21 protein-coding genes and 1 pseudogene are annotated in these 22485 nt (G+C 63.8%); 12 read left to right on the top strand and 10 right to left on the bottom strand.

Annotated features, from left to right (window positions below; all coding sequences use genetic code 11):
* Nucleotides 1-5: 5 nt before the first annotated feature.
* The 3 genes and pseudogenes from GIB19_RS07180 to coaBC all read right to left on the bottom strand — a co-directional run.
* A pseudogene (locus tag GIB19_RS07180) lies at nucleotides 6-1379 on the bottom strand (phosphomannomutase/phosphoglucomutase); the annotation flags it as partial.
* Between the two features lie 135 nt (nucleotides 1380-1514).
* Nucleotides 1515-1970 carry a dUTP diphosphatase gene (gene dut, locus GIB19_RS07185; protein ID WP_027592160.1) on the bottom strand — a complete coding sequence of 152 codons (456 nt, stop codon included), beginning with the start codon at nucleotides 1968-1970 and terminating at the stop codon, nucleotides 1515-1517.
* Nucleotides 1971-1975: 5 nt separating this feature from the next.
* On the bottom strand, nucleotides 1976-3187 hold the full coding sequence (gene coaBC / locus GIB19_RS07190) for a bifunctional phosphopantothenoylcysteine decarboxylase/phosphopantothenate--cysteine ligase CoaBC (protein ID WP_027592161.1): 1212 nt from the start codon (nucleotides 3185-3187) through the stop codon (nucleotides 1976-1978).
* 127 nt (nucleotides 3188-3314) lie between these two features.
* Here coaBC and radC point away from each other — a divergent pair, with 127 nt between their 5' ends.
* Nucleotides 3315-3995: a RadC family protein gene (gene radC, locus GIB19_RS07195; RefSeq protein ID WP_274884829.1), complete on the top strand. Its 681-nt coding sequence runs from the start codon at nucleotides 3315-3317 to the stop codon at nucleotides 3993-3995.
* A gap of 119 nt (nucleotides 3996-4114) precedes the next feature.
* Here radC and GIB19_RS07200 read toward each other — a convergent pair whose 3' ends face one another.
* On the bottom strand, nucleotides 4115-5704 hold the full coding sequence (locus GIB19_RS07200; RefSeq protein ID WP_085272164.1) for an ABC transporter substrate-binding protein: 1590 nt from the start codon (nucleotides 5702-5704) through the stop codon (nucleotides 4115-4117).
* 360 nt (nucleotides 5705-6064) lie between these two features.
* Between GIB19_RS07200 and rpmB the strand changes: the two genes are divergently transcribed.
* Nucleotides 6065-6301 (top strand): 50S ribosomal protein L28, encoded by a 237-nt coding sequence (rpmB, locus tag GIB19_RS07205; RefSeq protein ID WP_003253504.1) that lies wholly within the window; start codon nucleotides 6065-6067, stop codon nucleotides 6299-6301.
* Between the two features lie 11 nt (nucleotides 6302-6312).
* Nucleotides 6313-6468, top strand: coding sequence for a 50S ribosomal protein L33 (rpmG, locus tag GIB19_RS07210; protein WP_003253507.1), 156 nt, complete (start codon nucleotides 6313-6315; stop codon nucleotides 6466-6468).
* A gap of 67 nt (nucleotides 6469-6535) precedes the next feature.
* On the opposite strand, the gene GIB19_RS07215 is transcribed toward rpmG, so the two are convergent.
* Complete coding sequence (locus GIB19_RS07215; protein WP_027592164.1) at nucleotides 6536-6895, bottom strand: cupin domain-containing protein; 360 nt, start codon at nucleotides 6893-6895, stop codon at nucleotides 6536-6538.
* Nucleotides 6896-7091: 196 nt separating this feature from the next.
* Here GIB19_RS07215 and GIB19_RS07220 point away from each other — a divergent pair, with 196 nt between their 5' ends.
* On the top strand, nucleotides 7092-8585 hold the full coding sequence (locus GIB19_RS07220; protein WP_027592165.1) for an aldehyde dehydrogenase: 1494 nt from the start codon (nucleotides 7092-7094) through the stop codon (nucleotides 8583-8585).
* Between the two features lie 139 nt (nucleotides 8586-8724).
* On the top strand, nucleotides 8725-9864 hold the full coding sequence (locus GIB19_RS07225) for an MFS transporter (RefSeq protein ID WP_027592166.1): 1140 nt from the start codon (nucleotides 8725-8727) through the stop codon (nucleotides 9862-9864).
* 121 nt (nucleotides 9865-9985) lie between these two features.
* On the opposite strand, the gene GIB19_RS07230 is transcribed toward GIB19_RS07225, so the two are convergent.
* Together GIB19_RS07230 and GIB19_RS07235 are read right to left on the bottom strand one after the other, a co-directional pair.
* A complete protein-coding gene (locus tag GIB19_RS07230) occupies nucleotides 9986-11539 on the bottom strand; it encodes a phospholipase D family protein (protein WP_265970271.1) in 1554 nt (517 codons plus the stop codon).
* Between the two features lie 60 nt (nucleotides 11540-11599).
* On the bottom strand, nucleotides 11600-13030 hold the full coding sequence (locus GIB19_RS07235; protein ID WP_177323868.1) for an aminotransferase-like domain-containing protein: 1431 nt from the start codon (nucleotides 13028-13030) through the stop codon (nucleotides 11600-11602).
* Between the two features lie 178 nt (nucleotides 13031-13208).
* On the opposite strand from GIB19_RS07235, the gene GIB19_RS07240 reads away from it, so the two are divergent.
* Nucleotides 13209-13439: a DUF1127 domain-containing protein gene (locus tag GIB19_RS07240; protein ID WP_238210130.1), complete on the top strand. Its 231-nt coding sequence runs from the start codon at nucleotides 13209-13211 to the stop codon at nucleotides 13437-13439.
* Between the two features lie 28 nt (nucleotides 13440-13467).
* Here GIB19_RS07240 and GIB19_RS07245 read toward each other — a convergent pair whose 3' ends face one another.
* Nucleotides 13468-14760 carry an NAD(P)/FAD-dependent oxidoreductase gene (locus tag GIB19_RS07245; RefSeq protein WP_274884830.1) on the bottom strand — a complete coding sequence of 431 codons (1293 nt, stop codon included), beginning with the start codon at nucleotides 14758-14760 and terminating at the stop codon, nucleotides 13468-13470.
* 195 nt (nucleotides 14761-14955) lie between these two features.
* Here GIB19_RS07245 and GIB19_RS07250 point away from each other — a divergent pair, with 195 nt between their 5' ends.
* A complete protein-coding gene (locus GIB19_RS07250) occupies nucleotides 14956-15309 on the top strand; it encodes a YkgJ family cysteine cluster protein (protein WP_027592171.1) in 354 nt (117 codons plus the stop codon).
* A gap of 2 nt (nucleotides 15310-15311) precedes the next feature.
* Here GIB19_RS07250 and dadR read toward each other — a convergent pair whose 3' ends face one another.
* Complete coding sequence (dadR, locus tag GIB19_RS07255) at nucleotides 15312-15800, bottom strand: transcriptional regulator DadR (protein ID WP_003258963.1); 489 nt, start codon at nucleotides 15798-15800, stop codon at nucleotides 15312-15314.
* A 155-nt stretch (nucleotides 15801-15955) separates the two neighbouring features.
* Between dadR and dadA the strand changes: the two genes are divergently transcribed.
* The 5 genes from dadA (at nucleotide 15956) to GIB19_RS07280 (ending at nucleotide 21769) form a co-directional block, all read left to right on the top strand.
* On the top strand, nucleotides 15956-17257 hold the full coding sequence (dadA, locus tag GIB19_RS07260; protein WP_027592172.1) for a D-amino acid dehydrogenase: 1302 nt from the start codon (nucleotides 15956-15958) through the stop codon (nucleotides 17255-17257).
* A 149-nt stretch (nucleotides 17258-17406) separates the two neighbouring features.
* Nucleotides 17407-18480 carry an alanine racemase gene (gene alr / locus GIB19_RS07265; RefSeq protein ID WP_274884831.1) on the top strand — a complete coding sequence of 358 codons (1074 nt, stop codon included), beginning with the start codon at nucleotides 17407-17409 and terminating at the stop codon, nucleotides 18478-18480.
* A gap of 123 nt (nucleotides 18481-18603) precedes the next feature.
* The gene (locus tag GIB19_RS07270) at nucleotides 18604-19152 is read left to right on the top strand and encodes a cupin domain-containing protein (protein WP_027592174.1); all 549 of its coding nucleotides are present in this window, start codon (nucleotides 18604-18606) and stop codon (nucleotides 19150-19152) included.
* Nucleotides 19153-19306: 154 nt separating this feature from the next.
* Nucleotides 19307-19711 carry a c-type cytochrome gene (locus tag GIB19_RS07275; RefSeq protein WP_033693936.1) on the top strand — a complete coding sequence of 135 codons (405 nt, stop codon included), beginning with the start codon at nucleotides 19307-19309 and terminating at the stop codon, nucleotides 19709-19711.
* 198 nt (nucleotides 19712-19909) lie between these two features.
* Nucleotides 19910-21769 (top strand): acetyl-CoA hydrolase/transferase C-terminal domain-containing protein, encoded by a 1860-nt coding sequence (locus GIB19_RS07280; protein WP_274884832.1) that lies wholly within the window; start codon nucleotides 19910-19912, stop codon nucleotides 21767-21769.
* A gap of 117 nt (nucleotides 21770-21886) precedes the next feature.
* Here the strand turns inward: GIB19_RS07280 and GIB19_RS07285 are convergent, their stop codons facing one another.
* On the bottom strand, nucleotides 21887-22459 hold the full coding sequence (locus GIB19_RS07285) for a xanthine phosphoribosyltransferase (protein ID WP_003253535.1): 573 nt from the start codon (nucleotides 22457-22459) through the stop codon (nucleotides 21887-21889).
* Nucleotides 22460-22485: the final 26 nt, after the last annotated feature.

Below are 22485 nucleotides of genomic sequence, written 5' to 3' on the forward strand. Positions count from 1 at the left end.
GTCGGTCAGAACGGCAGTTGCAGCTCAGGGGCAACCCGCAGCAACTGGGCGCGGAAAACATCCTTGATACGTTGCAATTCGGCGTCGTTGTCGGCCTCGAAGCGCAGCACCAGCACCGGCGTGGTGTTGGAGGCGCGTACCAGGCCCCAGCCGTGGGCGTAGTCGACCCGCACACCGTCGATGGTGGTCAGGTTGGCCGCGCCCCAGTCGGCGTCGCGTTGCAGTGCATCAATGATGCTGAATTTACCCTCGTCGGTCACATCAATATTGATTTCCGGCGTGGAAATATCGTTCGGGAACGCTGCGAACAGGCTTTCGGCGTCTTGCCCGGCCTTGCTGAGGATCTCCAGCAGGCGTGCGGCACTGTAGATGCCATCGTCGAAACCGTACCAGCGTTCCTTGATGAAGATGTGCCCGCTCATCTCGCCGGCCAGCAACGAACCGGTCTGTTTCATCTTCTTCTTGATCAGCGAGTGGCCGGTCTTCCACATCAGCGCGCGGCCGCCATGCTGTTCGATCAGCGGGGTCAGGCGACGGGTGCATTTGACGTCGAAGATGATCTCGGCGCCCGGGTTGCGCGACAGCACGTCCTGGGCAAACAGCATCAGCAGGCGGTCGGGGTAGACGATGGTGCCGGTGTTGGTCACCACGCCTACGCGGTCGCCGTCACCGTCGAACGCCAGGCCGATGTCGGCCCCGGTTTCCTTGACCTTGGCGATCAGGTCCGCAAGGTTTTCCGGCTTGCCTGGGTCTGGGTGGTGGTTAGGGAAGTGACCGTCCACTTCGCAGAACAGCGGGATAACGTCGCAGCCCAGGGCTTCGATCAGCTGCGGGGCGATGACGCCGGCAGCGCCGTTGCCGCAGTCCACCACCACCTTGAGCTTTTTCGCCAGCTTCACGTCGCCGACGATTTGCTGGTAATAGCGCTCGAGGATTTCGACCTTTTCCACGCAGCCTTCGCCACGGCTCAGGTCGTTGGTTTTCAGGCGGGTCTGCAGGGCCTGGATCTGTTCGTTGGCCAGGGTGTCGCCTGCGATGACAATCTTGAAGCCGTTGTAGTCCGACGGGTTGTGGCTGCCGGTGAGCATCACGCCCGATGTGCCGGCCAGCACGTTGGCGGCGTAGTACAGCGCCGGGGTCGGCACCAGGCCGACATCGCTGACCTGGCAGCCAGCGTCGGACAGGCCTTTGATCAGCTGTTCCACCAGCATTGGGCCGGACAAGCGGCCATCGCGGCCAACAGAAATCTTGGGCTCGCCTTGGGCGAGGGTCTGCGCGCCGATGGCGCGGCCGATCCAGTAGGCGGTTTCGGCATGGAGGGTCTTGCCGACCACGCCGCGAATGTCATAAGCGCGGAAAATGCTGTCCGGCAGTGCGGGGACCAGGTGGGCCATTTCGTTCATCTCTGGAAGCTCCATTAGTCAAAGGCTGTCTGGGCAGGCGCAAACTGAACGCTTGGACGGTGGTTTCGCCAGAGAGTTCGCCATCCTTGGCCTGAACGGTCAGCTGTCGGCTCAGTGGCTGCCGGAGTGGCCGAAGCCGCCAGTGCCACGCTGGCTTTCGTCGAAGGCTTCGACGATGTCGAAGTGCGCCTGCACCACCGGCACCAACACCAACTGGGCGATACGCTCGCCAATGGCGATGGTGAACGGGGTGTTGCCGCGGTTCCAGCACGACACCATCAGCTCGCCCTGGTAGTCCGAGTCGATCAGGCCGACCAGGTTGCCCAGCACGATGCCGTGCTTATGGCCCAGGCCCGAGCGTGGCAGGATCATGGCCGCCAGGCCCGGGTCGCCGATGTAGATCGACAGGCCGGTGGGGATCAGCAGGGTCTGGCCGGGCTCGAGGACGGTGTCCTCCTTGAGCAGGGCGCGCAGGTCCAGGCCGGCAGAGCCTGGGGTGGCGTACTGCGGCAGGGGGAATTCGGTGCCCAGGCGTGGGTCGAGGATCTTGGCTTGAAGAGCGTGCATGTAACTTATTGAACCTGGTTGAGCCGTTCGGCGATGAAGGCGACCAGCTGCCGGGCGATCTTGCCCTTGCTGGTCTGCGCAAAGAGGGTCTGGTGCTGCTGGCGGTCGATCACGGTCAAGGCGTTCTCTTCACTGTTGAAGCCGATGCTGGGGTTGGCCACATCATTGGCGACGATCAGGTCGAGGTTCTTGTCCTTGAGCTTGCGTGTGGCGTAATCGAGCAGGTGTTCGGTTTCGGCGGCGAAGCCGACGCTGAACGGGCGGTCGCCACGGCCAGCGATGGTCGCAAGGATATCGGGATTACGCACCATCTGCAGCAGCATGCCGTCGCCGGTCGTAGGATCTTTCTTGAGTTTTTGCGTGGCAACTACCTCTGGGCGGTAGTCCGCGACCGCTGCCGAGGCAATGAACAGGTCGCAGGGCATGGCCGCTTCACAGGCCGCGAGCATGTCCCGCGCGCTGACCACGTCGATGCGGTTGACCCGGTCGGGGGTCGGCAGGTGCACCGGGCCGGTGACGAGGGTCACCCGAGCACCGGCTTCGGCGGCCGCTTCGGCCAGGGCGAAGCCCATCTTCCCGGAGCTATGATTGGTGATGTAGCGGACCGGGTCGATGTTTTCCTGGGTTGGGCCGGCAGTGATCAGCACGTGTTTGCCGGTCAGCGTCTGGCGCTTGAAGCTTTCGGCGGCGCACCAGGCCAGGTCGGTGGCCTCGAGCATACGGCCAAGGCCTACGTCGCCACAGGCTTGGCTGCCGGAAGCTGGGCCGAACACCTGGATGCCGCGGCTTTTGAGCAGGTCGAGGTTGGCCTGGGTGGCCGGGTCACGCCACATCGCCTGGTTCATGGCCGGGGCGACGGCAACGGTGGCGTCGGTGGCCAGGATCAGGGTGGTCAGCAGGTCGTCGGCCATGCCTTGGGCCATGCGCGCCATGAGGTCGGCCGTGGCGGGGGCGATGAGGACCAGGTCGGCCCACTTGGCCAGCTCGATATGGCCCATGGCCGCTTCGGCGGCGGGGTCGAGCAGGTCCATGTGCACCGGGTGGCCGGACAGCGCCTGCAGGGTCAGCGGGGTGATGAACTCTGCACCGCCACGGGTCATGACGACGCGCACCTGCGCGCCGTGCTCCAGGAGTCGGCGGATCAGTTCGGCGCTTTTGTAGGCGGCAATGCCGCCACCGACGCCGAGGACGATGCGCTTGTGATACAGCCGCTGCATAGGCTTTTGCCTTTTTCCAGTGAAAGCGGGCGGCGACAAGAACTGCCTGCGGCAGAACGTCGCATGTACGAGGCGAAATAGATTAACACAGGGCCCAAACGTGCCGCAGCAGGACCAAGGAGCGGGGATGAGTATCAGGGAATGGCCGGCTGAAGAACGGCCGAGGGAGAAGTTGTTGTTACGGGGGGCTGCGGTGCTGTCGGACGCCGAGCTGGTAGCGGTGCTGCTGGGCTCGGGCGTTGCCGGGCGTAACGTGCTGGAGCTGGCGCGGGGGTTACTGGTTCGCTTTGGGGGCCTGAGGCCATTTCTGGAGGCTGATCGCCAAGCCATTTTGCGCGAGCCAGGTCTTGGGCCTGTGAAGTACGCCCAGTTGCAGGCACTTCTGGAGATTGGCCGGCGCTACCTGGATGAGACGATCGAGCGCACGCCGGCGCTGGAGGGGCCGGAGGCGGTGCGACGCTACCTCAAGGCCATGCTGCGCCATGAGCCCAGTGAGGTGTTTGGCTGCCTGTTTCTGGATACCAAGCACCGGCCGCTGGCGTTCGAGATCCTGTTCAGGGGGACGATCGACCGGGCCAGTATCTACCCGCGGGAAGTGGTGCGCCGAGCGTTGCTGCACAACGCAGCGGCGTTGATCCTGTGCCATAACCACCCGTCGGGCAACAGCGAGCCCAGCCAGGATGATGTGCACATGACGTTGGCGCTAAAGCGCGCGCTAGGGCTGATCGATGTGCGGGTGCTCGACCACATCATCGTGGGCGATGGCGAGCCGTTGTCGATGGTGGAGGAGGGGTGGATCGTTGCTTAGCGGTGTACTTGTGCCGGCCTCTTCGCGGGGCAAGCCCGCTCCCACAGGTACCGCACAGCTTTCAAAGACTGTGAGGTCCTTGTGGGAGCGGGCTTGCCCGCGAAGAGGCCGGCACAGGCTTACTTGGTCACCGAAACCTTGCTGAAATCCAACCGCCCAAACGGGCTCACCTGGTACCCCTCGACCCCCTGGCGCAGCAGGGTGGCCGCCGTTGGATGCGCCAGCGGCACCCACAGCGCCTGCTGCTGGATCAGCGTCTGCGCCTGCTGGTACAGCCGGCTGCGTACGCTCTGGTCATTGGTGGTGCGCCCGGCGTTGATCAGCTGGTCGAGGCGGCTGTCGCAGAACCGTGCAAAGTTGGTCCCCGACTTCACCGCCGCACAGGAAAACTGCGGGCTGAGGAAGTTGTCCGGGTCGCCGTTATCACCCGCCCAGCCCATGAACAGCAAGTCATGCTCGCCGGCCTTGGCGCGGCGGATCAGCTCGCCCCACTCGATCACGCGGATTTCGGCCTTGATGCCGATCTTGCCCAGGTCGGCCTGCAGCATCTGCGCGCCAAGGCTGGGGTTGGGGTTGAGCAGGCTGCCCGAAGGGCGGGTCCAGATCGTGGTGCTGAAGCCGTCAGGCAGGCCAGCCTTGGTCAGCAAGGCCTTGGCCTTTTTCAGGTCCAAGGGGTAGCCGGGCAGGTCCTTGGCGTAGCTCCAGGTGTTGGGCGGGTAGGGGCCGTTGGCGGCCGTCGCGGTGCCTTCGAACACCGCCTTGAGGTAAGCCTGTTTGTCGAAGGCCAGGTTGATGGCCTGGCGCACCTCTGGCTTGTCCAGGGGCGGGTGTTCGCTGTTGATGGCGACGAAGGCGGTCATGAAGGCCGGCGTGCTGGCTACCGTTAGGTTGCCATCCTTGCCGGCTTCAGCGATGTCCAGCGGCTTGGGCGAGAGGGCCACCTGGCACTCGTTGCGCTTGAGTTTTTGCAGGCGCACGTTGGCATCGGTGGTGATGGCGAAGATCAGCGGGTCGACCGCAGGCTTGCCGGCGAAGTAGTCGGGGTTGGCGCGGTAGCGCACCACGGCGTCCTTCTGGAAACGCTGGAAGACGAACGGCCCGGTGCCGATCGGCTGGCTGTTGAGCTTGTCCGGCGTGCCCGCCTTGAGCAGTTTGTCGGCATACTCGGCGGAATAGATCGAGGCAAAGCCCATGCTCAAGGTGGCCAGGAACGTGGCATCCGGGTGGGTCAGGGTGAAGCGCACAGTGTGCGGCTCGGGGGCATCGATCGACTTGATCAGGCTGCCCAGTTGCAGCGATTGCGCATGCGGGTAACCGCCCGGCGCAGTCTTGTGCCAGGCGTGGGCCGGGTAGAGCATGCGCTGGAAGCTGAACAGCACGTCGTCGGCGTTCAGCTCGCGGGTCGGTTTGAAGTAGGCGGTGGTGTGGAACTTCACGTCATCGCGCAGCTTGAAGTCGTAGATCAGGCCGTCTGCCGACACCGTCCAGCTCGCCGCCAGGCTGGGGACAACCTTGCCTTGGCCGGCGTCGAACTCCACCAACCGGTTCATCAGCACGTCGGCCGAGGCATTGGTGGTGGTCAGCGAGTTGTACTGGACCACGTCGAAGCCTTCGGGGCTGGCTTCGCTGCAGACACTCAGCGGGGCTGCCTGGGCGATGCCGGCGGCAAACAGGGAGGTAAACAATAAGGAAAAGGCGGCGGCACGCATCGTGACTCCTTGGCTGTCAGTGGCCCATCTGCCAGTGCAGTCTGGAAACGTCCTACCCTAGTGTGCGCATCAGCAAATGACCACCCTCTTTTTCTGTCGGCTGGCGACGAGTGGTCGACAGTGCGCCGCGCTAGTCGCTATGCTGCTCGCGCACGATTTGCCTCAGCTAGATGCTCATCATCTGTTGTTGCAATGCAGTCTTTCTGGTATAAAGCAGCGCTCTTTTCTAGGGGCTCGGCCTGTCGCATCAGCGGATCCGGTCGATAAGACCTCCAGAATCACGGCGCCTGGCGCCAAAGACTGAGAGATTAAGCGGCCAACCCATGCCGGGTTGGGCATGTGGTTTTAGAGGGCTGAGTCATGTCGAGAGTCTGTCAAGTTACTGGTAAGGGTCCAGTAACCGGGAACAACATTTCCCACGCAAACAACAAAACCCGTCGTCGTTTCCTGCCGAACCTGCAGCACCACCGTTTCTGGGTTGAGTCCGAGAAGCGTTTCGTGCGTCTGCGCGTTTCCGCCAAGGGCATGCGTATCATCGACAAGCGCGGCATCGACGCCGTTCTGGTTGACATCCGTAAAGCTGGCGCCAAGGTTTAAGGGAGAACATCATGCGTGAATTGATCCGTCTGGTTTCGAGTGCCGGTACCGGCCACTTCTACACCACCGACAAGAACAAGCGCACCACTCCGGACAAAATCGAGATCAAGAAATATGATCCGGTTGTTCGCAAGCACGTGGTGTACAAGGAAGCCAAGATCAAGTAATTGATCGGCAACCTTAAAAAAAACCCGCATCCGAAAGGACGCGGGTTTTTTTTGCCTGCCAGGACCCTTACTTCTGCTCGAACATCACGTAGATCTTGCGGCAAGGCTCCAGCACCTCCCAGGTGCCTTTGAAGCCGGCCGGGATGACGAACCGATCACCGGCGCGCAGGGTCTTGGCGCCGCCATCCTGGTCGCGCAGCACCGAAACGCCCTGCACGATCTCGCAATATTCGTGCTCGGTATAGTTCACGGTCCACTGCCCGACTTCACCTTCCCAGACACCCGCCGCAAACTGGCCGCACGGGCTGGAGTAGTGGTTATAGACGGCCTGGTCGGGCTCGCCCTTGAGGATTTTCTCTGCCGCCGGGCGGTAGCGTTCAGCCTCGGTCAGAACCTGGGCGAAGTCGATGATGCTGGCGATGCTCATGGTGCGGCTCCTGTTGTTGTTTAATAAAATGAACATCAGTAGGCTTTTAGGCCATTCGTGTCAAATATATTGATAGTTTACACAGGCTGGTTTAGGGTGTCGTTTGCCCGTGCGCGCGCGTCGCCCGGCCAGAATTCTGACAACGCCAGTGAGTCCTCAGTGCGGCGTTGCACCTAAACAAGAGGAGGAGTTTCGTATGACCACCCTGACTCGTGCGGACTGGGAACAACGTGCCCAGCAACTGAAGATCGAAGGCCGTGCCTTCATCAACGGCGAATACACCGACGCCGCATCCGGTGAGACCTTCGAGTGCCTGAGCCCGGTCGACGGACGCTTCCTGGCCAAGGTCGCCAGCTGCGACCTGGCTGACGCCAACCGTGCCGTCGAGAACGCCCGCGCCACCTTCGATTCCGGCGTCTGGTCGCGCCTGGCTCCGGCCAAGCGCAAGGCCAAGCTGATCCGCTTCGCCGACTTGCTGCGCAAGAACGTCGAAGAGCTGGCACTGCTCGAAACCCTGGACATGGGCAAGCCGATCGGCGACTCCTCGACCATCGACGTCCCAGGCGCGGCACAAGCCCTGCACTGGAATGCCGAAGCCATCGACAAGGTCTACGACGAAGTCGCACCGACGCCGCATGACCAACTCGGCCTGGTAACCCGTGAGCCGGTGGGCGTCGTCGGCGCCATCGTGCCGTGGAACTTCCCGCTGCTGATGGCTTGCTGGAAGCTCGGCCCGGCCCTGGCCACCGGTAACTCGGTGGTGCTCAAACCGTCCGAAAAATCGCCACTGACCGCCATCCGCATCGCCCAGCTGGCCATCGAAGCCGGCATCCCGGCCGGTGTGCTGAACGTGTTGCCAGGCTACGGCCACACTGTCGGCAAGGCCCTGGCCCTGCACATGGACGTCGACACCCTGGTGTTCACCGGTTCCACCAAGATCGCCAAGCAACTGATGATCTACGCCGGCGAATCGAACATGAAGCGCATCTGGCTGGAAGCCGGCGGCAAGAGCCCGAACATCGTCTTCGCCGACGCACCGGACCTGCAAGCCGCTGCCGAAGCCGCTGCCAGCGCCATCGCCTTCAACCAGGGCGAAGTCTGCACCGCGGGTTCGCGCCTGTTGGTCGAGCGCTCGATCAAGGACACGTTCCTGCCCCTGGTGGTCGAGGCCCTCAAAGGCTGGAAACCGGGCAACCCACTGGACCCGCAGACCACCGTTGGCGCGCTGGTCGATACCCAGCAGATGAACACCGTGCTGTCGTACATCGACGCGGGCCACAAGGATGGCGCCAAACTGCTGGCCGGCGGCAAGCGCATCCTCGAAGAGACCGGCGGCACTTATGTCGAGCCGACCATCTTCGACGGCGTGACCAATGCCATGAAGATCGCCCAGGAAGAAATCTTTGGCCCCGTGTTGTCGGTGATCACCTTCGACACGGCCGAAGAAGCCATCGCCATTGCCAACGACACGCCGTACGGCCTGGCGGCTGGCATCTGGACCTCGGATATTTCCAAGGCCCACAAGACCGCCCGTGCCGTGCGCGCTGGCAGCGTCTGGGTCAACCAGTACGACGGCGGCGACATGACCGCGCCGTTCGGCGGCTTCAAGCAGTCGGGCAACGGCCGTGACAAGTCGCTGCATGCGCTGGAGAAATACACCGAGCTGAAAGCGACCTGGATCAAGCTGTAAATCGCTGGGGCCGCGATGCGGCCCATTCGCGGGACAAGCCCGCTCCCACACGTTCACCGCTGATTTCAGAATCGCGGAGTACCTGTGGGAGCGGGCTTGTCCCGCGAATGGGCCCAAGAAAATCCAACAGGGGGAGCACATGCGCTGGGGCACCTACTTCGCCGTACTGGCATCCGTACTCAGTGTCGGCCTTGCGCTCGGCGTGAGCATGCCGCTGGTCTCCCTGCGCCTGGAGGCCTGGGGCTACGGCAGTTTTGCCATCGGCGTAATGGCAGCGATGCCCGCCTTGGGCGTACTGCTGGGGGCCAGCCTGGCCAGCCGCCTGGCCGGTTGGGTCGGCGTGCCTGCCGCCATGCGCCTGTGCCTCTGGGGCGGCGCGCTGTCGATCGGCCTGGTCGCGGTGCTGCCCAGCTACCCGCTGTGGCTGGCCCTGCGCCTGCTGATCGGCATGTCCCTGACCGTGGTGTTCATCCTCGGCGAAAGCTGGATCAACCAATTGGTGGTCGAGCAATGGCGTGGCCGCCTGGTGGCGCTGTATGGCAGCAGCTATGCGTTGAGCCAACTGGCCGGGCCGCTGGTGCTGGGCTTTCTCGGTTCGGACGACGACTTTGGGTTCTGGGCCGCGACCGGCTTGCTGTTGCTGGCACCGCTGGTGCTGTTGGGCCGCGGCGGGGCGCCGACCACTGAAGCCTACAGCGTCACCTTCCGCGACCTGGTCGCCTTCTGCCGCCGCCTGCCGGTGATCGCCTGGGCAATCGCCCTGTTTGCCTCGTTCGAGGCGATGATCCTGACCTTGTTGCCGGTCTACAGCCTGCAGCAAGGGTTCACCACCGAGGTTGCCTTGTTCATGGTGAGCACGGTGGTGGTGGGCGATGCAGTGCTGCAGTTGCCGATCGGCGCGCTGGCTGACCACATGTCGCGGCGCACCCTGTTCACCGGTTGTGCGGTGACCTTGATGTGCTCCAGCCTGGCGATTCCGTTGCTGCTGCACACGCCGGTAATCTGGCCGCTGTGGGTGCTGTTCGGGGCCAGTGCTGGGGGGTTGTTCACCCTGTCGCTGGTGCTGATCGGCGAGCGTTATCGGGATGATGCGCTGGTACGTGCCAATGCCCATGTGGCGCAGCTGTGGGGCATCGGTTGCCTGCTCGGGCCGCTGTTGGCCGGGGCGGGTAGCCAGTGGATCAGCGGGCATGCGTTGCCGTTGTTGATGGCTATTGGGGCCGCAGGGCTGGTGGTGTTGACCCGTCGGCGCGGTGCCTTCGAACCTGCGCCTGCCTGATTTTTTTTGGACGCTTTGTAGCCCTTTCGCAGCACAAGGCTGCTCCTACAGGAATACGCGGTGCTCTGTAGGAGCAGCCTTGTGCTGCGAATGGGGCGCAAAGCGCCCCCCGCAGTCGGAACTACAGCATCTTCTCCAGGCCAACCGCCTTGCTGATCCAGGCATTGAAGCGCCGCCAGAGCCCGCCGGGCTCTGCTTTCAGCGTGTGCAGCTGGCCATTGTCCTCGGTCACCCAGACCAGCTTGTCATTGGCCAGCCTCACCTGATAACTCAGCGCGGGCGCCATGCCCTGCACGGCCAGCTCGCGGGTGTATTCGGCCAGCTCCGGGCTGTCCACCAGCACCCCGACCTCGGTATTCCACAGCACCGAACGCGGGTCGAAATTGAACGAGCCGATGAACGTCTTGCGCCGGTCGAAGACGATCGCCTTGCTGTGCAGGCTCGAATCGGAGCTGCCACGGAAGCTCAGGCGCCCGGCGCTGGGGTCGCCCGGCTGGCGGCGCAGCTCGAACAGTTGCACGCCATGTTCGAGCAGCGCACGGCGGTAGGGCGCATAGCCGCCATGCACCGCTGGCACATCGGTGGCTTCCAGCGAATTGGTCAGCAGCCTGACCGACGCCCCGGCATCGGCACGGCCGGTCAGGTACAGCAACCCCGGCTCGCCCGGCACGAAGTACGCCGATACCAGGATCAGCTCCTTGTGCACGTTGGCCAGGTCCGGCGCCAACTGCTGGCTCAGCAGCAGGTGCGGGTCGGGCTCGTCATCGGCTAGCACCTTGCTCGGCGCATCCCACAGCACTTGGCTATGGGCCCAGATCAGCTCGTTGCGCCAGATATCCAGGCGCGGCTGTGACTGGTACGCCATCAACCGGTCATACAAGGCCTTGCGCCGCGTCCGCGCCTCGGCCAGGGAAACCTCCAGGCGGTGGCGGCTGGCGCGCAGGTCGTCGGCATCCGGCAGGCGCCAGAGAAAATCGCCGATCGGCCGGCTCAGGGCGCTGTTCCAGTACTGGTCGAAACTGTGGCCAAGTTGTTCGGCCACCGGGCCTACACCCAGCAAGTCGATGTCGGTGAAGTTGAGGTTGGGCTCGGCATCGAAGTACTCGTCACCCAGGTTGCGCCCGCCGACGATGGCCATGCTGTTGTCCACCAGGAACAGCTTGTTGTGCATGCGCCGGTGCTGGCGCGACAGGTTGAACAGGCGGCCTACGGCCCGCGTGGCGCCGGTGCTGCGCCCCAGGTGCAGCGGGTTGAAGACGCGGATCTGGATATTTGGGTGGGCATCGAGGGTGCCCATGATGGTGTCCAGGCCATCGCTGGTGGTGTCGTCCAGCAGGATGCGCACGCGCACGCCACGGTCGGCGGCACGCAGCAGTTCATGCACCAGCGCGCGGGTGCTGAGGCCGTCGTGGACGATGTAGTACTGCAGGTCGATGCTGGCCTGGGCGTTGCGGATCAGCTCGGCGCGCGCGCGAAACGCCTCGTTGCTGTTGGGCAACAGGCGAAAGCCCGAGCGCCCCTCATAAGGTGCCGCCTGGCGCAGCACCGAGCGGCCGAAGGCGGAATCGTTGGCCGGCAGCGCCTGGCTGACTTCGCGAGGGGCGCCGACGCTGGCACAGCCTGCAAGGCCGAGCAGTAGCGTCAGCAGAAGCGGCAGAGCTTGCTGCAATCTCAAGGTAAGCGCGTCCTGTACAGCAAAGGCTTAAGGGGTTGGACCGTGGAGGGCGGCGCAAAGTTACGCGCAGGCGTCGTCCTGATCCAGTAGACGAAGGGCGGTTTCACCCACGTTGCGCACGGCGGCCTCGATTGCCGGCGTAGGTTGGGCGGCAAAATTCATGCGCAGGCAGTGACGGAACTTACCCGAGGCCGAGAAAATGCTGCCCACGGCAACCTGCACCCCCTGCTCCAGTAAAGCGCGGTTCAGCCGCAGCGTGTCGAAATGTTCGGGCAGTTCGACCCACAGCATGAAGCCCCCCTGGGGCCGGCTGACCCGGGTGCCCGGTGGGAAGTAACGAGTGACCCAGTCGCTCATCACGTCGCGGCTGCGTTGGTATTGGCTGCGCATGCGGCGCACGTGGGGCTGGTAATGGCCGGCCTTGATGAAGTCGGCAATGGCCAGTTGCGGCTGGCTGGCGGTGCTGCCGGTGCTGATGTACTTCATGTGCAGCACCCGCTCCAGGTAACGCCCCGGCGCGACCCAGCCGATGCGCAGGCCGGGGGCCAAGGTCTTGGAGAACGAGCTGCACAGCAACACGCGGCCGTCGTCGTCGAACGACTTGAGGGTGCGCGGGCGCGGGTAGGTGTAGGCCAGGTCGCCGTACACATCGTCTTCCAGAATGGCCACGTCATAGCGCTGGGCCAGGCTCAGCAACGCCTTCTTGCGCGCCTCGGGCATGATGTAGCCGAGCGGGTTGTTGCAGCTCGGGGTGATCTGGATGAGCTTGATCGGCCACTGCTCCAGGGCCAGCTCCAGCGCTTCGAGGCTGATGCCGGTGACCGGGTCGGTGGGGATCTCCAGTGCCTTCATGCCCAAGCCCTTGAGGGTTTGCATGGCGCCATGGAAGCTGGGCGAGTCGACCGCGACGATATCGCCCGGCTCGCACACCGCGCGAATGCTGCAGGACAGCGCCTCATGGCAGCCGGTGGTCACCACCAGGTCGGCCGGGCCCAGGCGGCAGCCGGAGTCCAGCATCAAGCGTGCGATCTGCTCGCGCAGGGCCAGGTTGCCATGGATGTTGTCGTAATACAGGCCAGGCATGTCCTGGCGCCGGCTCAGTTGGGCGAGGCTGCGCAACAGCGGCTTGAGGGTCGGGCTGTTGACGTCGGGCATGCCGCGGCCCAGTTGCATCACGTCCTGGCGCGGGGTGCTGCGGACCAGCTCCAGCACCTGTTCCCACTGGGAAATGTCCACAGGGCGCTGGGCCGGGCGGCTGACGGCGGGCAGGGCAGGGAGGTGGCGGTGTTCGCTGACAAAGTAGCCCGACTTGGGCCGCGGCGAGACCATGCCGCTGTCTTCGAGCATGCGGTAGGCCTGCTGCACGGTGCTCAGGCTGACGCCGTGTTCCATGCTGAGGGCGCGCACCGAAGGCAGGCGCTGGCCGGGGCGATACAGGCCTTGCTCGATACGGGCGCCGAGCAGCTCGGCGAGGTTGAGGTAGAGCGTCACGGCATACTCCAGCGTCGCCTGCATACAGCGACCAGTACAGTTGCGCTGAAAATACAGCATTCACGCGTCGATTCGCCAATTCTGTATGGGAATAATAAGCCGCTAGTGGATCTGTATTGTCACCATTGCCAACGCGCATGCTTGCTCCACGGTATCAACTGAACGGGAGAACGCAGTGATGGGTGGCATGAGCGATGTGCGCTTGCAACTGATGGCCAAGGACCTGGAAGCCGGGCAGCGGGCCAAGGTCTTCAATGCGCCAGCGGGCCTGAGCCGTTGGGGGCTGATGGTGCATCGCTGGCATACCCGCAGGGCGCTGCTGCAGCTGACAGACGATGAGTTGCGCGATGTCGGGCTGAGCTGGGAGCAGGCCCGTACAGAAGGGCGCAAACCCTTCTGGAAGGCATAAACGGCTCAATTTGTAGGCACGGCAGCATTCAGACCAGCTCTTTCAGCCGGTGCCAGAGCATCCCCAGTGCCAGCAGTGGCGAGCGCAGGTGCTTGCCGCCTGGGAAGGTGATGTGCGGCACCTTGGCGAACAGGTCGAAGCGCCCGCTTTGCTGGCCGCTGATGGCCTCGCCCAGCAGGCGTGCGGCCAGGTGGGTAGCGTTGAGCCCATGGCCAGAGTACGCCTGGGCGTAATAGACATTCGGCTGGCTGGCCAAACGGCCGATCTGCGGCAGGCGGTTGGCGCCGATGCCGATCATGCCGCCCCATTGGAACTCGATGCGCACATCGGCCAGGTGCGGGAAAACCTTGAGCATTTTCGGCCGCATGTAGGCGGCGATGTCTTGCGGGTCGCGGCCGGAATAGTGGCAGGCACCGCCGAACAGCAGCCGGTGGTCCGCAGACAGGCGATAGTAGTCCAGCGCTACACGCTGGTCGCACACGGCCATGTTCTGTGGCAGCAGTGCGCGCGCGCGTTCCTCGCCCAGAGGCTCGGTGGCAATGATGTAGCTGCCGGCGGGCAGCACCTTGCCGCCCAGCTCGCGGTTGAGGTCGTTGTGGTAGGCATTGCAGCACAGCACCAGCGTCTTGGCGCGGACCCGGCCCTGAGCGGTGTGCACCTTGACCTCAGGGCCATACTCGATGCGGGTGACTTCCGACTGCTCATACAGGCGCACGCCCAGGCGGCTGGCTAAGGCCGCCTCGCCAAGGGCCAGGTTGAGCGGGTGCAGGTGGCCCGAGCCCATGTCGATCAGGCCGCCGACATAGCACTCGGCGCCGACCACGCTGTGGATATCGTCTTTGCCGACCAGGCGCAGCTCATGCTCGTAGCCCAAGCTGCGCAGTGCTTCAGCCTCTTCGGCAAAGCCCAGCAGCTCAGCAGGTTTATTGGCCAGGTCACAGTAGCCCCAGGTCAGGTCGCAGGCGATGGCGTGGCGCTCGACCCGCTCGCGAACGATCTCCACGGCTTCCAGGCCCATCAGCTTCATGCTGCGCACGCCTTCTTCGCCGATCACCGGGAGGAACTGATCCAGGCCATGGCCGACCCCGCGGATGAGTTGCCCGCCGTTGCGCCCGCTGGCGCCCCAGCCGAGCTTGCGGGCTTCCAGCAGGATCACCGAGAGGCCACGTTCGGCCAGTTCGATGGCGGTGTTCAGGCCTGAATAGCCGCCGCCGACGATGCACACGTCGGCGTTGTGCTCGCCTTGCAGGAAAGCGTGGTCGGGGTGGGGCGCGCTGCTGGCGGCGTAATAGGAGGCGGCGTGCTGCGCGCTGTGGATCATGGGGCAGGTCCTGGGCAGGAAAACAGAAGGGGGGAGGATAAGCTGGGGTTTTGTGGTGGGGCAACTGGCCCTATCGCCAGCAAGCCGGCTCCCACCGGGGCTGCACTGCCCCTGAGATAAGCGGTGTACTGGTGGGAGCCGGCTTGCCGGCGATTGGCCCTATAATTCGACCTCGACCCTCATTGTGTACCCGCCATGTCCTGCAACCGCCACAAGATCCACTTCCTGCGCGAGCTCATCCCCTCATTCGAGTGCGAGCCCGGTTGCCACGATTGCTGCGGCCCGGTCACCACGTCCACCGAAGAAATGGCCCGCCTGCCGCGCAAGACCGAGGCGGAGCAGGCCGCTGCGCTGGAGCACTTGGACTGCGTGCACCTGGGCCCCAATGGTTGCACGGTGTATGAAGAGCGGCCGATGATCTGCCGCCTGTTCGGCACCACCCCGCGCATGGCCTGCCCGCGCGGTCGCGGCCCGGAACAGATGATCGAGCCCGAGGCCGAGCAGCTCGTTCACCAGTTCATCGCCACCACCCGCCAAGTGCTGGTCTAGCCTCAGTCCGGAATCGGCAGGCAGAGGCTCTCTTTCACTTCCTCCATCACGATGTAGCTCTTCGACTCGCGCACGTGCGGCAGCTTCAGCAGGATGTCGCCCAGCAGCTTGCGGTACGAGGCCATTTCCGAGATGCGCGCTTTCACCAGGTAGTCGAAGTCGCCTGAGACCAGGTGGCACTCCAGCACATGGGGCAGCTTGAGCACGGCGCGGCGGAATTCTTCGAAGGTGTCGCCAGACTTGTAGTCCAGGCTGATTTCGACGAACACCAGCAAGCTGCCCTTCAGGTGCTGCGGGTTGAGCCGGGCGTTGTAGCCCATGATGATGCCCTCGCGCTCCAGGCGGCGGACGCGCTCGGTGCACGGGGTGGTGGAAAGCCCAACTTTCTCGCCCAGTTCGGTGAAGGAAATACGGCCGTCATTCTGCAGGATCCGCAGTATGTTGCGGTCGATCTTGTCCAGTTCACGCTTGCTCTGGTGCTGGGTTCTCATAGGGGATGCCCCTCCGTGAAAGGCAATATTGCCGAGAATTCTCGCCAAATATAGGCTTTTATATAGTGAATTGCACTGGTCTGTAATTTTTATACTGCGCGCATCCATGCCATTTCAACAAAAGACTGCGGTGCGCCGCGTGCGAGGGATCAACAATGCGAGTTCTGGTACTTGGTAGCGGTGTCATCGGAACCGCCAGTGCCTATTATCTGGCCCGGCAAGGTTTTGAAGTGACGGTGGTCGACCGCCAGCCAGCGGCGGCCATGGAAACCAGCTTCGCCAACGCAGGCCAGATCTCGCCCGGCTATGCCTCGCCCTGGGCTGCCCCGGGTGTGCCGCTCAAAGCCATCAAGTGGCTGCTCGAACGCCATGCGCCACTGGCCATCAAGCTCACCGGCGACGTTGACCAGTACCTGTGGATGGCACAGATGCTGCGCAACTGCACCGCCAGCCGCTATGCGGTGAACAAGGAGCGCATGGTGCGCCTGTCCGAGTACAGCCGCGACTGCCTCGACGAGCTGCGCGCCGAAACCGGCATCGCCTACGAAAGCCGCACCTTGGGCACTACCCAGTTGTTCCGCACCCAGGCGCAGGTCGATGCCGCAGCCAAGGACATCGCCGTGCTCGAACAGTCCGGCGTGCCGTATGAATTGCTCGACCGCGATGGCATTGCACGCGTCGAACCGGCCCTGGCCGGGGTTAAAGACATCCTCGCCGGTGCACTGCGCCTGCCCAACGACCAGACCGGCGATTGCCAGCTGTTCACCACCAAGCTCGCCGACATGGCGCAGAAGCTGGGTGTGGAGTTCCGCTTCGGCCAGGACATTCAGCGCCTGGACTTTGCCGGTGACCGCATCAACGGTGTATGGATCGACGGCAAGCTGGAAACCGCCGACCGCTACGTGCTGGCCCTGGGCAGCTACTCGCCGCAGATGCTCAAGCCACTGGGCATCAAGGCGCCGGTCTACCCGCTCAAGGGTTACTCGTTGACCGTGCCGATCACCAACGCCGAGATGGCGCCGACGTCGACCATTCTCGACGAGACCTACAAGGTTGCCATCACCCGTTTCGACAACCGCATCCGCGTTGGCGGCATGGCTGAGATCGCCGGTTTTGACCTGTCGCTCAACCCGCGTCGGCGCGAAACGCTGGAGATGATCGTCAACGACCTTTATCCTCGCGGCGGTGACCTGAGCCAAGCCAGTTTCTGGACCGGCCTGCGCCCGGCCACCCCGGACGGTACGCCGATCGTGGGTGCCACAGCGTTCCGTAACCTGTTCCTCAACACAGGCCACGGCACCTTGGGCTGGACCATGGCGTGCGGCTCCGGTCGCCTGCTGGCGGACCTGATTGCACGTAAAAAGCCGCAGATCAGTGCCGAAGGGCTGGATATTTCCCGGTATGGCAACAGCCGGGAAGTGGCCAAGCACGGGCAGACCGCGCCCGTTCACCAGTGATGTGAGTGCCTGTTCCGGCCTCTTCGCGGCTAAAGCCGCTCCCACAGGGATCGCATGAACGTGCAGTTTGTGCGGTCCCTGTGGGAGCGGGTTTACCCGCGAAGAATCGAACACTGTTTTTAAACTGAACCACCATAAGGCATGCCGCCATGCGTCCCGCCCGCGCCCTGATCGACCTCCAGGCCCTGCGCCACAACTACCGCCTCGCCCGTGAACTGACCGGCGCCAAAGCCCTTGCCGTGATCAAGGCCGATGCCTACGGCCATGGCGCGGTGCGTTGCGCCCTGGCGCTGGAAGCCGAAGCCGACGGCTTTGCCGTGGCCTGCATCGAAGAAGCCCTGGAGCTGCGCGCCGCGGGCATCAAAGCCCCCGTTTTGCTGCTCGAAGGTTTTTTCGAGGCCAGCGAGCTGGCGTTGATCGCCGAGCACGACCTGTGGTGCGTGGTGCATTCGCTGTGGCAACTCGAAGCGATCGAAAAGACCCAGGTGCACAAGCCACTGACGATCTGGCTGAAGCTCGACAGCGGCATGCACCGCGTCGGCCTGCACCCCAAGGATTACCACGAGGGATATCAGCGCCTGCTGGCCAGCGGCAAGGTGGCGCGCATCGTACTGATGAGCCATTTCGCCCGTGCCGACGAACTGGACGCCGACGCCACCGCCGAGCAGATCGCGGTGTTCGAGGCTGCGCGTCAGGGCCTGGCCGCCGAGTGCAGCCTGCGCAACTCGCCCGGCGTGTTGGCGTGGCCACAGGCTGGCGGCGACTGGGTACGCCCAGGCCTCATGCTGTATGGCGCCACCCCCTTCGAAGTCGCCCAGGCCGAGGCGCAACGCCTGCAACCGGTGATGACCTTGCAATCGCGCGTCATCAGCGTGCGCGAACTGCCCGCCGGTGAGCCGGTTGGCTACGGCGCCAAGTTCACCAGCCCGCGGCCGACCCGTGTCGGCGTGGTTGCCATGGGCTACGCCGATGGCTACCCGCGCCAAGCCCCCAATGGCACCCCGGTGATGGTCGCCGGCAAGCGCGCCCAGCTGATCGGCCGGGTCTCGATGGACATGCTCTGCATTGACCTGACCGATGTGCCAGAGGCTAACGTCGGCAGCCCGGTAGAGCTGTGGGGCAAGCAGGTGCTGGCCAGCGAAGTGGCTGCACAGGCCGGCACCATCCCCTACCAGATCTTCTGCAACCTGAAGCGGGTGCCGAAAGACTACTGCGGTGAGTAAGTGCGACGAATGAGGCGCTGAAGCGGACAGCTTGAGGGGTGGTGTGTTGTAAATACTGAACGGCATTGCCATGATATCGTTCACATCCACCCCTATTTCTACCCGTTTCAGGAGGCTCCAGCTTTGGACGTCGGCGAACGACTGCAAGCCATCCGCAAGCTCAAGGGCCTGTCACAACGTGAACTCGCCAAGCGCGCGGGCGTAACCAACAGCACCATCTCGATGATCGAGAAAAACAGCGTCAGCCCTTCGATCAGTTCGCTGCGCAAGGTGTTGAGCGGCATTCCGATGTCGATGGTCGAATTCTTTTCGGTCGAACTGGCTGTCGAGAGCCCGACGCAGATCGTCTACAAGGCCGATGAGCTGATCGATATCTCGGACGGCGCGGTGACCATGAAACTGGTGGGCAAGTCGCACCCCAACCGGGCCATCGCGTTTCTCACCGAGGTCTACCCACCGGGTGCCGACACCGGCGCCGAAATGCTCACCCACGACGGCGAAGAGACCGGCATCCTGCTCGAAGGCCGGCTTGAACTGGTGGTCGGCAACGAAGTGTTCATCCTCGAAGAAGGCGACAGTTACTACTTCGAAAGCACCCGCCCGCACCGCTTTCGCAACCCCTTCGACGCGCCGGCCCGGCTGATCAGCGCGGCGACGCCTTCAAACTTTTGATCCAGCGCAGTGCATTGATTCGGCAATACCCCTTTCCTGTGTAGGGTCGTTTCACGGTCTCTGGGTTCCCGCTATACTTTTCAACGCTCGCCGACCCGTGGCCGCGAGCGTGATTAGCCACCATGAGGGTGTACGCGTGAACCAAATCAAGAAGATGCTGGCCGTACCAGCAGCCGTATTCGCCCTCTGGGCAATGAGCGCAACCGCTGCGACCAACGACGACATCGCCAAGCGCCTAGAGCCGGTTGGCCAGGTGTGCGTCCAAGGCCAGGAGTGCAAGGGCATGGAAGTGGCCGCGGCGGCAGGCGGCGGCGGTGCCAAGACGCCAGACGACATCATCGCCAAGCATTGCAATGCCTGCCATGGCACCGGCTTGCTCGGCGCGCCGAAAATCGGCGATACCGCCGCGTGGAAAGAACGCGCCGACCACCAGGGCGGCCTGGATGGCATCCTGGCCAAGGCCATTACCGGCATCAACGCCATGCCGCCTAAAGGCACTTGCGCGGATTGCTCGGATGATGACCTGAAAGGGGCGATCAAGAAGATGTCGGGGTTGTGAGTAACAGCTGAATTGCACGAGGCCCGCCGTTGATGGCGGGCTTTGTTTTTGTGCTGGCTGTGCCGGCCCTTTCGCGGGTAAACCCGCTCCCACACGGACCTGTAGGAGCGGGTTTACCCGCGAAAGGGCCGGCACAGGCAACAAACAAGGCATGTCCATGTCCAACCCCTGACCCCATGGAAGACTCAGGAGGCCAAGATGCACCTCTGCGCCATCGATCAGGCTGTCGAGCAGGTCTTGTCACGCCTGCCGGCCCATATCCACATGGGCCTGCCACTGGGCCTTGGTAAACCCAACGCCTTCGTCAACGCCCTGTACGCCCGAGTGCGCGACCTGCCCGAACGTCGCCTGACGATCTACACCGCCCTCAGCCTCGGTCGCCCGCCACTGGGTGATGGCCTGCAGCGGCGTTTTCTCGAGCCCTTCGTCGAGCGTGTCTTTGCCGACTACGAAGAACTCACTTACCTCGCTGACCTGCGCAACGACTGCCTGCCACCGAACATCCGCGTCGAGCAGTTCTTCATGCAGCCCGGCAGCCTGCTGCACAGCGAGACTGCCCAGCAGGACTACATCAGCAGCAACTACAGCCACGCCGCTCGCGACATCAATGCCAAGGGCCTGAACCTGATTGCCCAGCTGGTGGCTGCCACGCCAGAAAAGCCGGTGCACCTGAGCCTGGCCTGCAACCCCGACATCACCCTCGACCTGCTGCCGATGATCGCCAAGCGCCGCGCGGCCGGCGAGACCATTCTCATGCTCGGGCAAGTTCATGCCGAGCTGCCCTACATGCCAGGTGATGCGGAGCTGAGCATCGACGCCTTCGACCTGCTGATTGACGAGGTGGAGCAACGTCGGCTGTTCTCTACGCCAAACATGCCGGTCAACACCCAGGACCACTGCATTGGCCTGCACGCCAGCACCCTGGTGCGCGATGGCGGCACCTTGCAGATCGGCATTGGCGCCATGGGCGATGCCGTGGCCGCCGCGTTGCTGGCCAGGCAGGGCGACAACGCCGGCTACCGGGCCTTGATGGATGAACTGGATGTCGGCCCGTGGCAGGCCCTGATCGAGCGCGAAGGGGGGCTGGATGCCTTCGCCCAAGGCCTCTACGGTTGCAGCGAGATGTTCGTCAACGGCCTGCTGGCGCTGGCCGAGGCGGGCGTGGTACGGCGCCCGGCGGACGAGCAGGGCGTGCTGGTGCATGGCGGGTTTTTCCTTGGCCCGCGGGCGTTCTACCAACGCTTGCGCGAAATGCCGCTGGAGCAGCGCGCACGCTTTGCCATGACGCGGATCAGCTACATCAACGAGCTGTATGGCCAAGAGGAACTGAAACGCCGCCAACGTCGGGATGCCCGCTTCATCAACACCGTGTTCACCATGACCTTGCTCGGCGCGGGGGTCGCCGACCAGCTGGAGGATGGCCGTGTGCTCAGCGGCGTGGGCGGGCAGTACAACTTCGTCGCCCAAGGCCACGCGCTGGAGGGTGGGCGCTCGATTTTGCTGCTGCGCAGTTGGCGCGAGGCGGGCGGGCAGGTGACGTCCAACCTGCTCTGGCAGTACGGCCACTGCACCATTCCCCGGCATTTGCGTGACATCGTGGTAACCGAGTACGGCATCGCCGATTTGCGTGGGCAGACTGACAGTGAGGTGATTGCGCGGCTGCTGGCGGTCAGTGACTCACGCTTCCAGGGCGAGCTGATGGCGCAGGCCAAGAAGGCCGGCAAGCTGGCCAAGGATTTCGAGCTGGAAGCCCGCTTCACTGACAATACGCCGGAGCGGCTCGAGGCCATCCGGGCACGGCATGCAGGGTTGTTTCCGGAGTATCCGTTGGGGACTGATTTCACGGCTGAGGAGCGGGACTTGCTGCGGGCGCTGAACTGGTTGAAGAGTAAGTTCAGGCTGAGCGAGGCGTTGGAGCTGGGCAAGGCCGCGCTGGATGCGCCGGGGCCGGAGGGGTATGGGGGGCAGCTGGTGCGAATGGGGTTGGATGACCCCCAGGGGCTGAAGGACGAGATTTATCAGCGGTTGCTGCTGGCGGGGTTGGCGGCGACTGGGTGATAGCGGGGGCTGCTGCGCAGCCCATCGCGGCGCAAGGCCGCTCCCACAGGGGGCTGCATTAACCCATGTGGGAGCGGCCTTGCGCCGCGATGGGCCGCAAAGCGGCCCCAATGGCCATCACTCGATGAAGCTGACCACACCGCCTTCCAGCGACTTCACCCGGGCCAGCGATTCAACGCGGTAGCCCTGGCTGTCCAGCTCGGCACGGCCGCCCTGGAACGACTTCTCGATGACGATACCCAGGCCGGCCACGGTGGCGCCGGCCTGCTTGATGATCGAGATCAGTGCCTGCGATGCCTTGCCGTTGGCCAGGAAGTCGTCGATCACCAGCACGCGGTCGCTGCTGTTGAGGTGGCGCGGCGAGATGGCCACGGTGTTCTCGGTCTGCTTGGTGAAGGAGTACACCGAGGCAGTCAGCAGGTTCTCGGTCAGGGTCAGCGACTGGTGCTTGCGCGCAAAGATCACCGGCACGCCCAGCTTCAGGCCAGTCATCACCGCCGGGGCGATGCCCGAGGCTTCGATGGTGACGATCTTGGTCACGCCGGCGTCGGCGAACAGGCGGGCGAACTCGTCACCGATCAACTGCATCAGCGCAGGGTCGATCTGGTGGTTGAGAAACGCGTCGACTTTAAGAACCTGATCGGAAAGCACGATGCCTTCTTCGCGAATCTTCTGATGCAGTGCTTCCACTGTGGTTTTCCTCGATGTAGCAAAGG

It is taken from the genome of Pseudomonas sp. ITEM 17296 (assembly GCF_028895205.1).
Taxonomy (GTDB): Bacteria; Pseudomonadota; Gammaproteobacteria; order Pseudomonadales; family Pseudomonadaceae; genus Aquipseudomonas; species Aquipseudomonas kermanshahensis.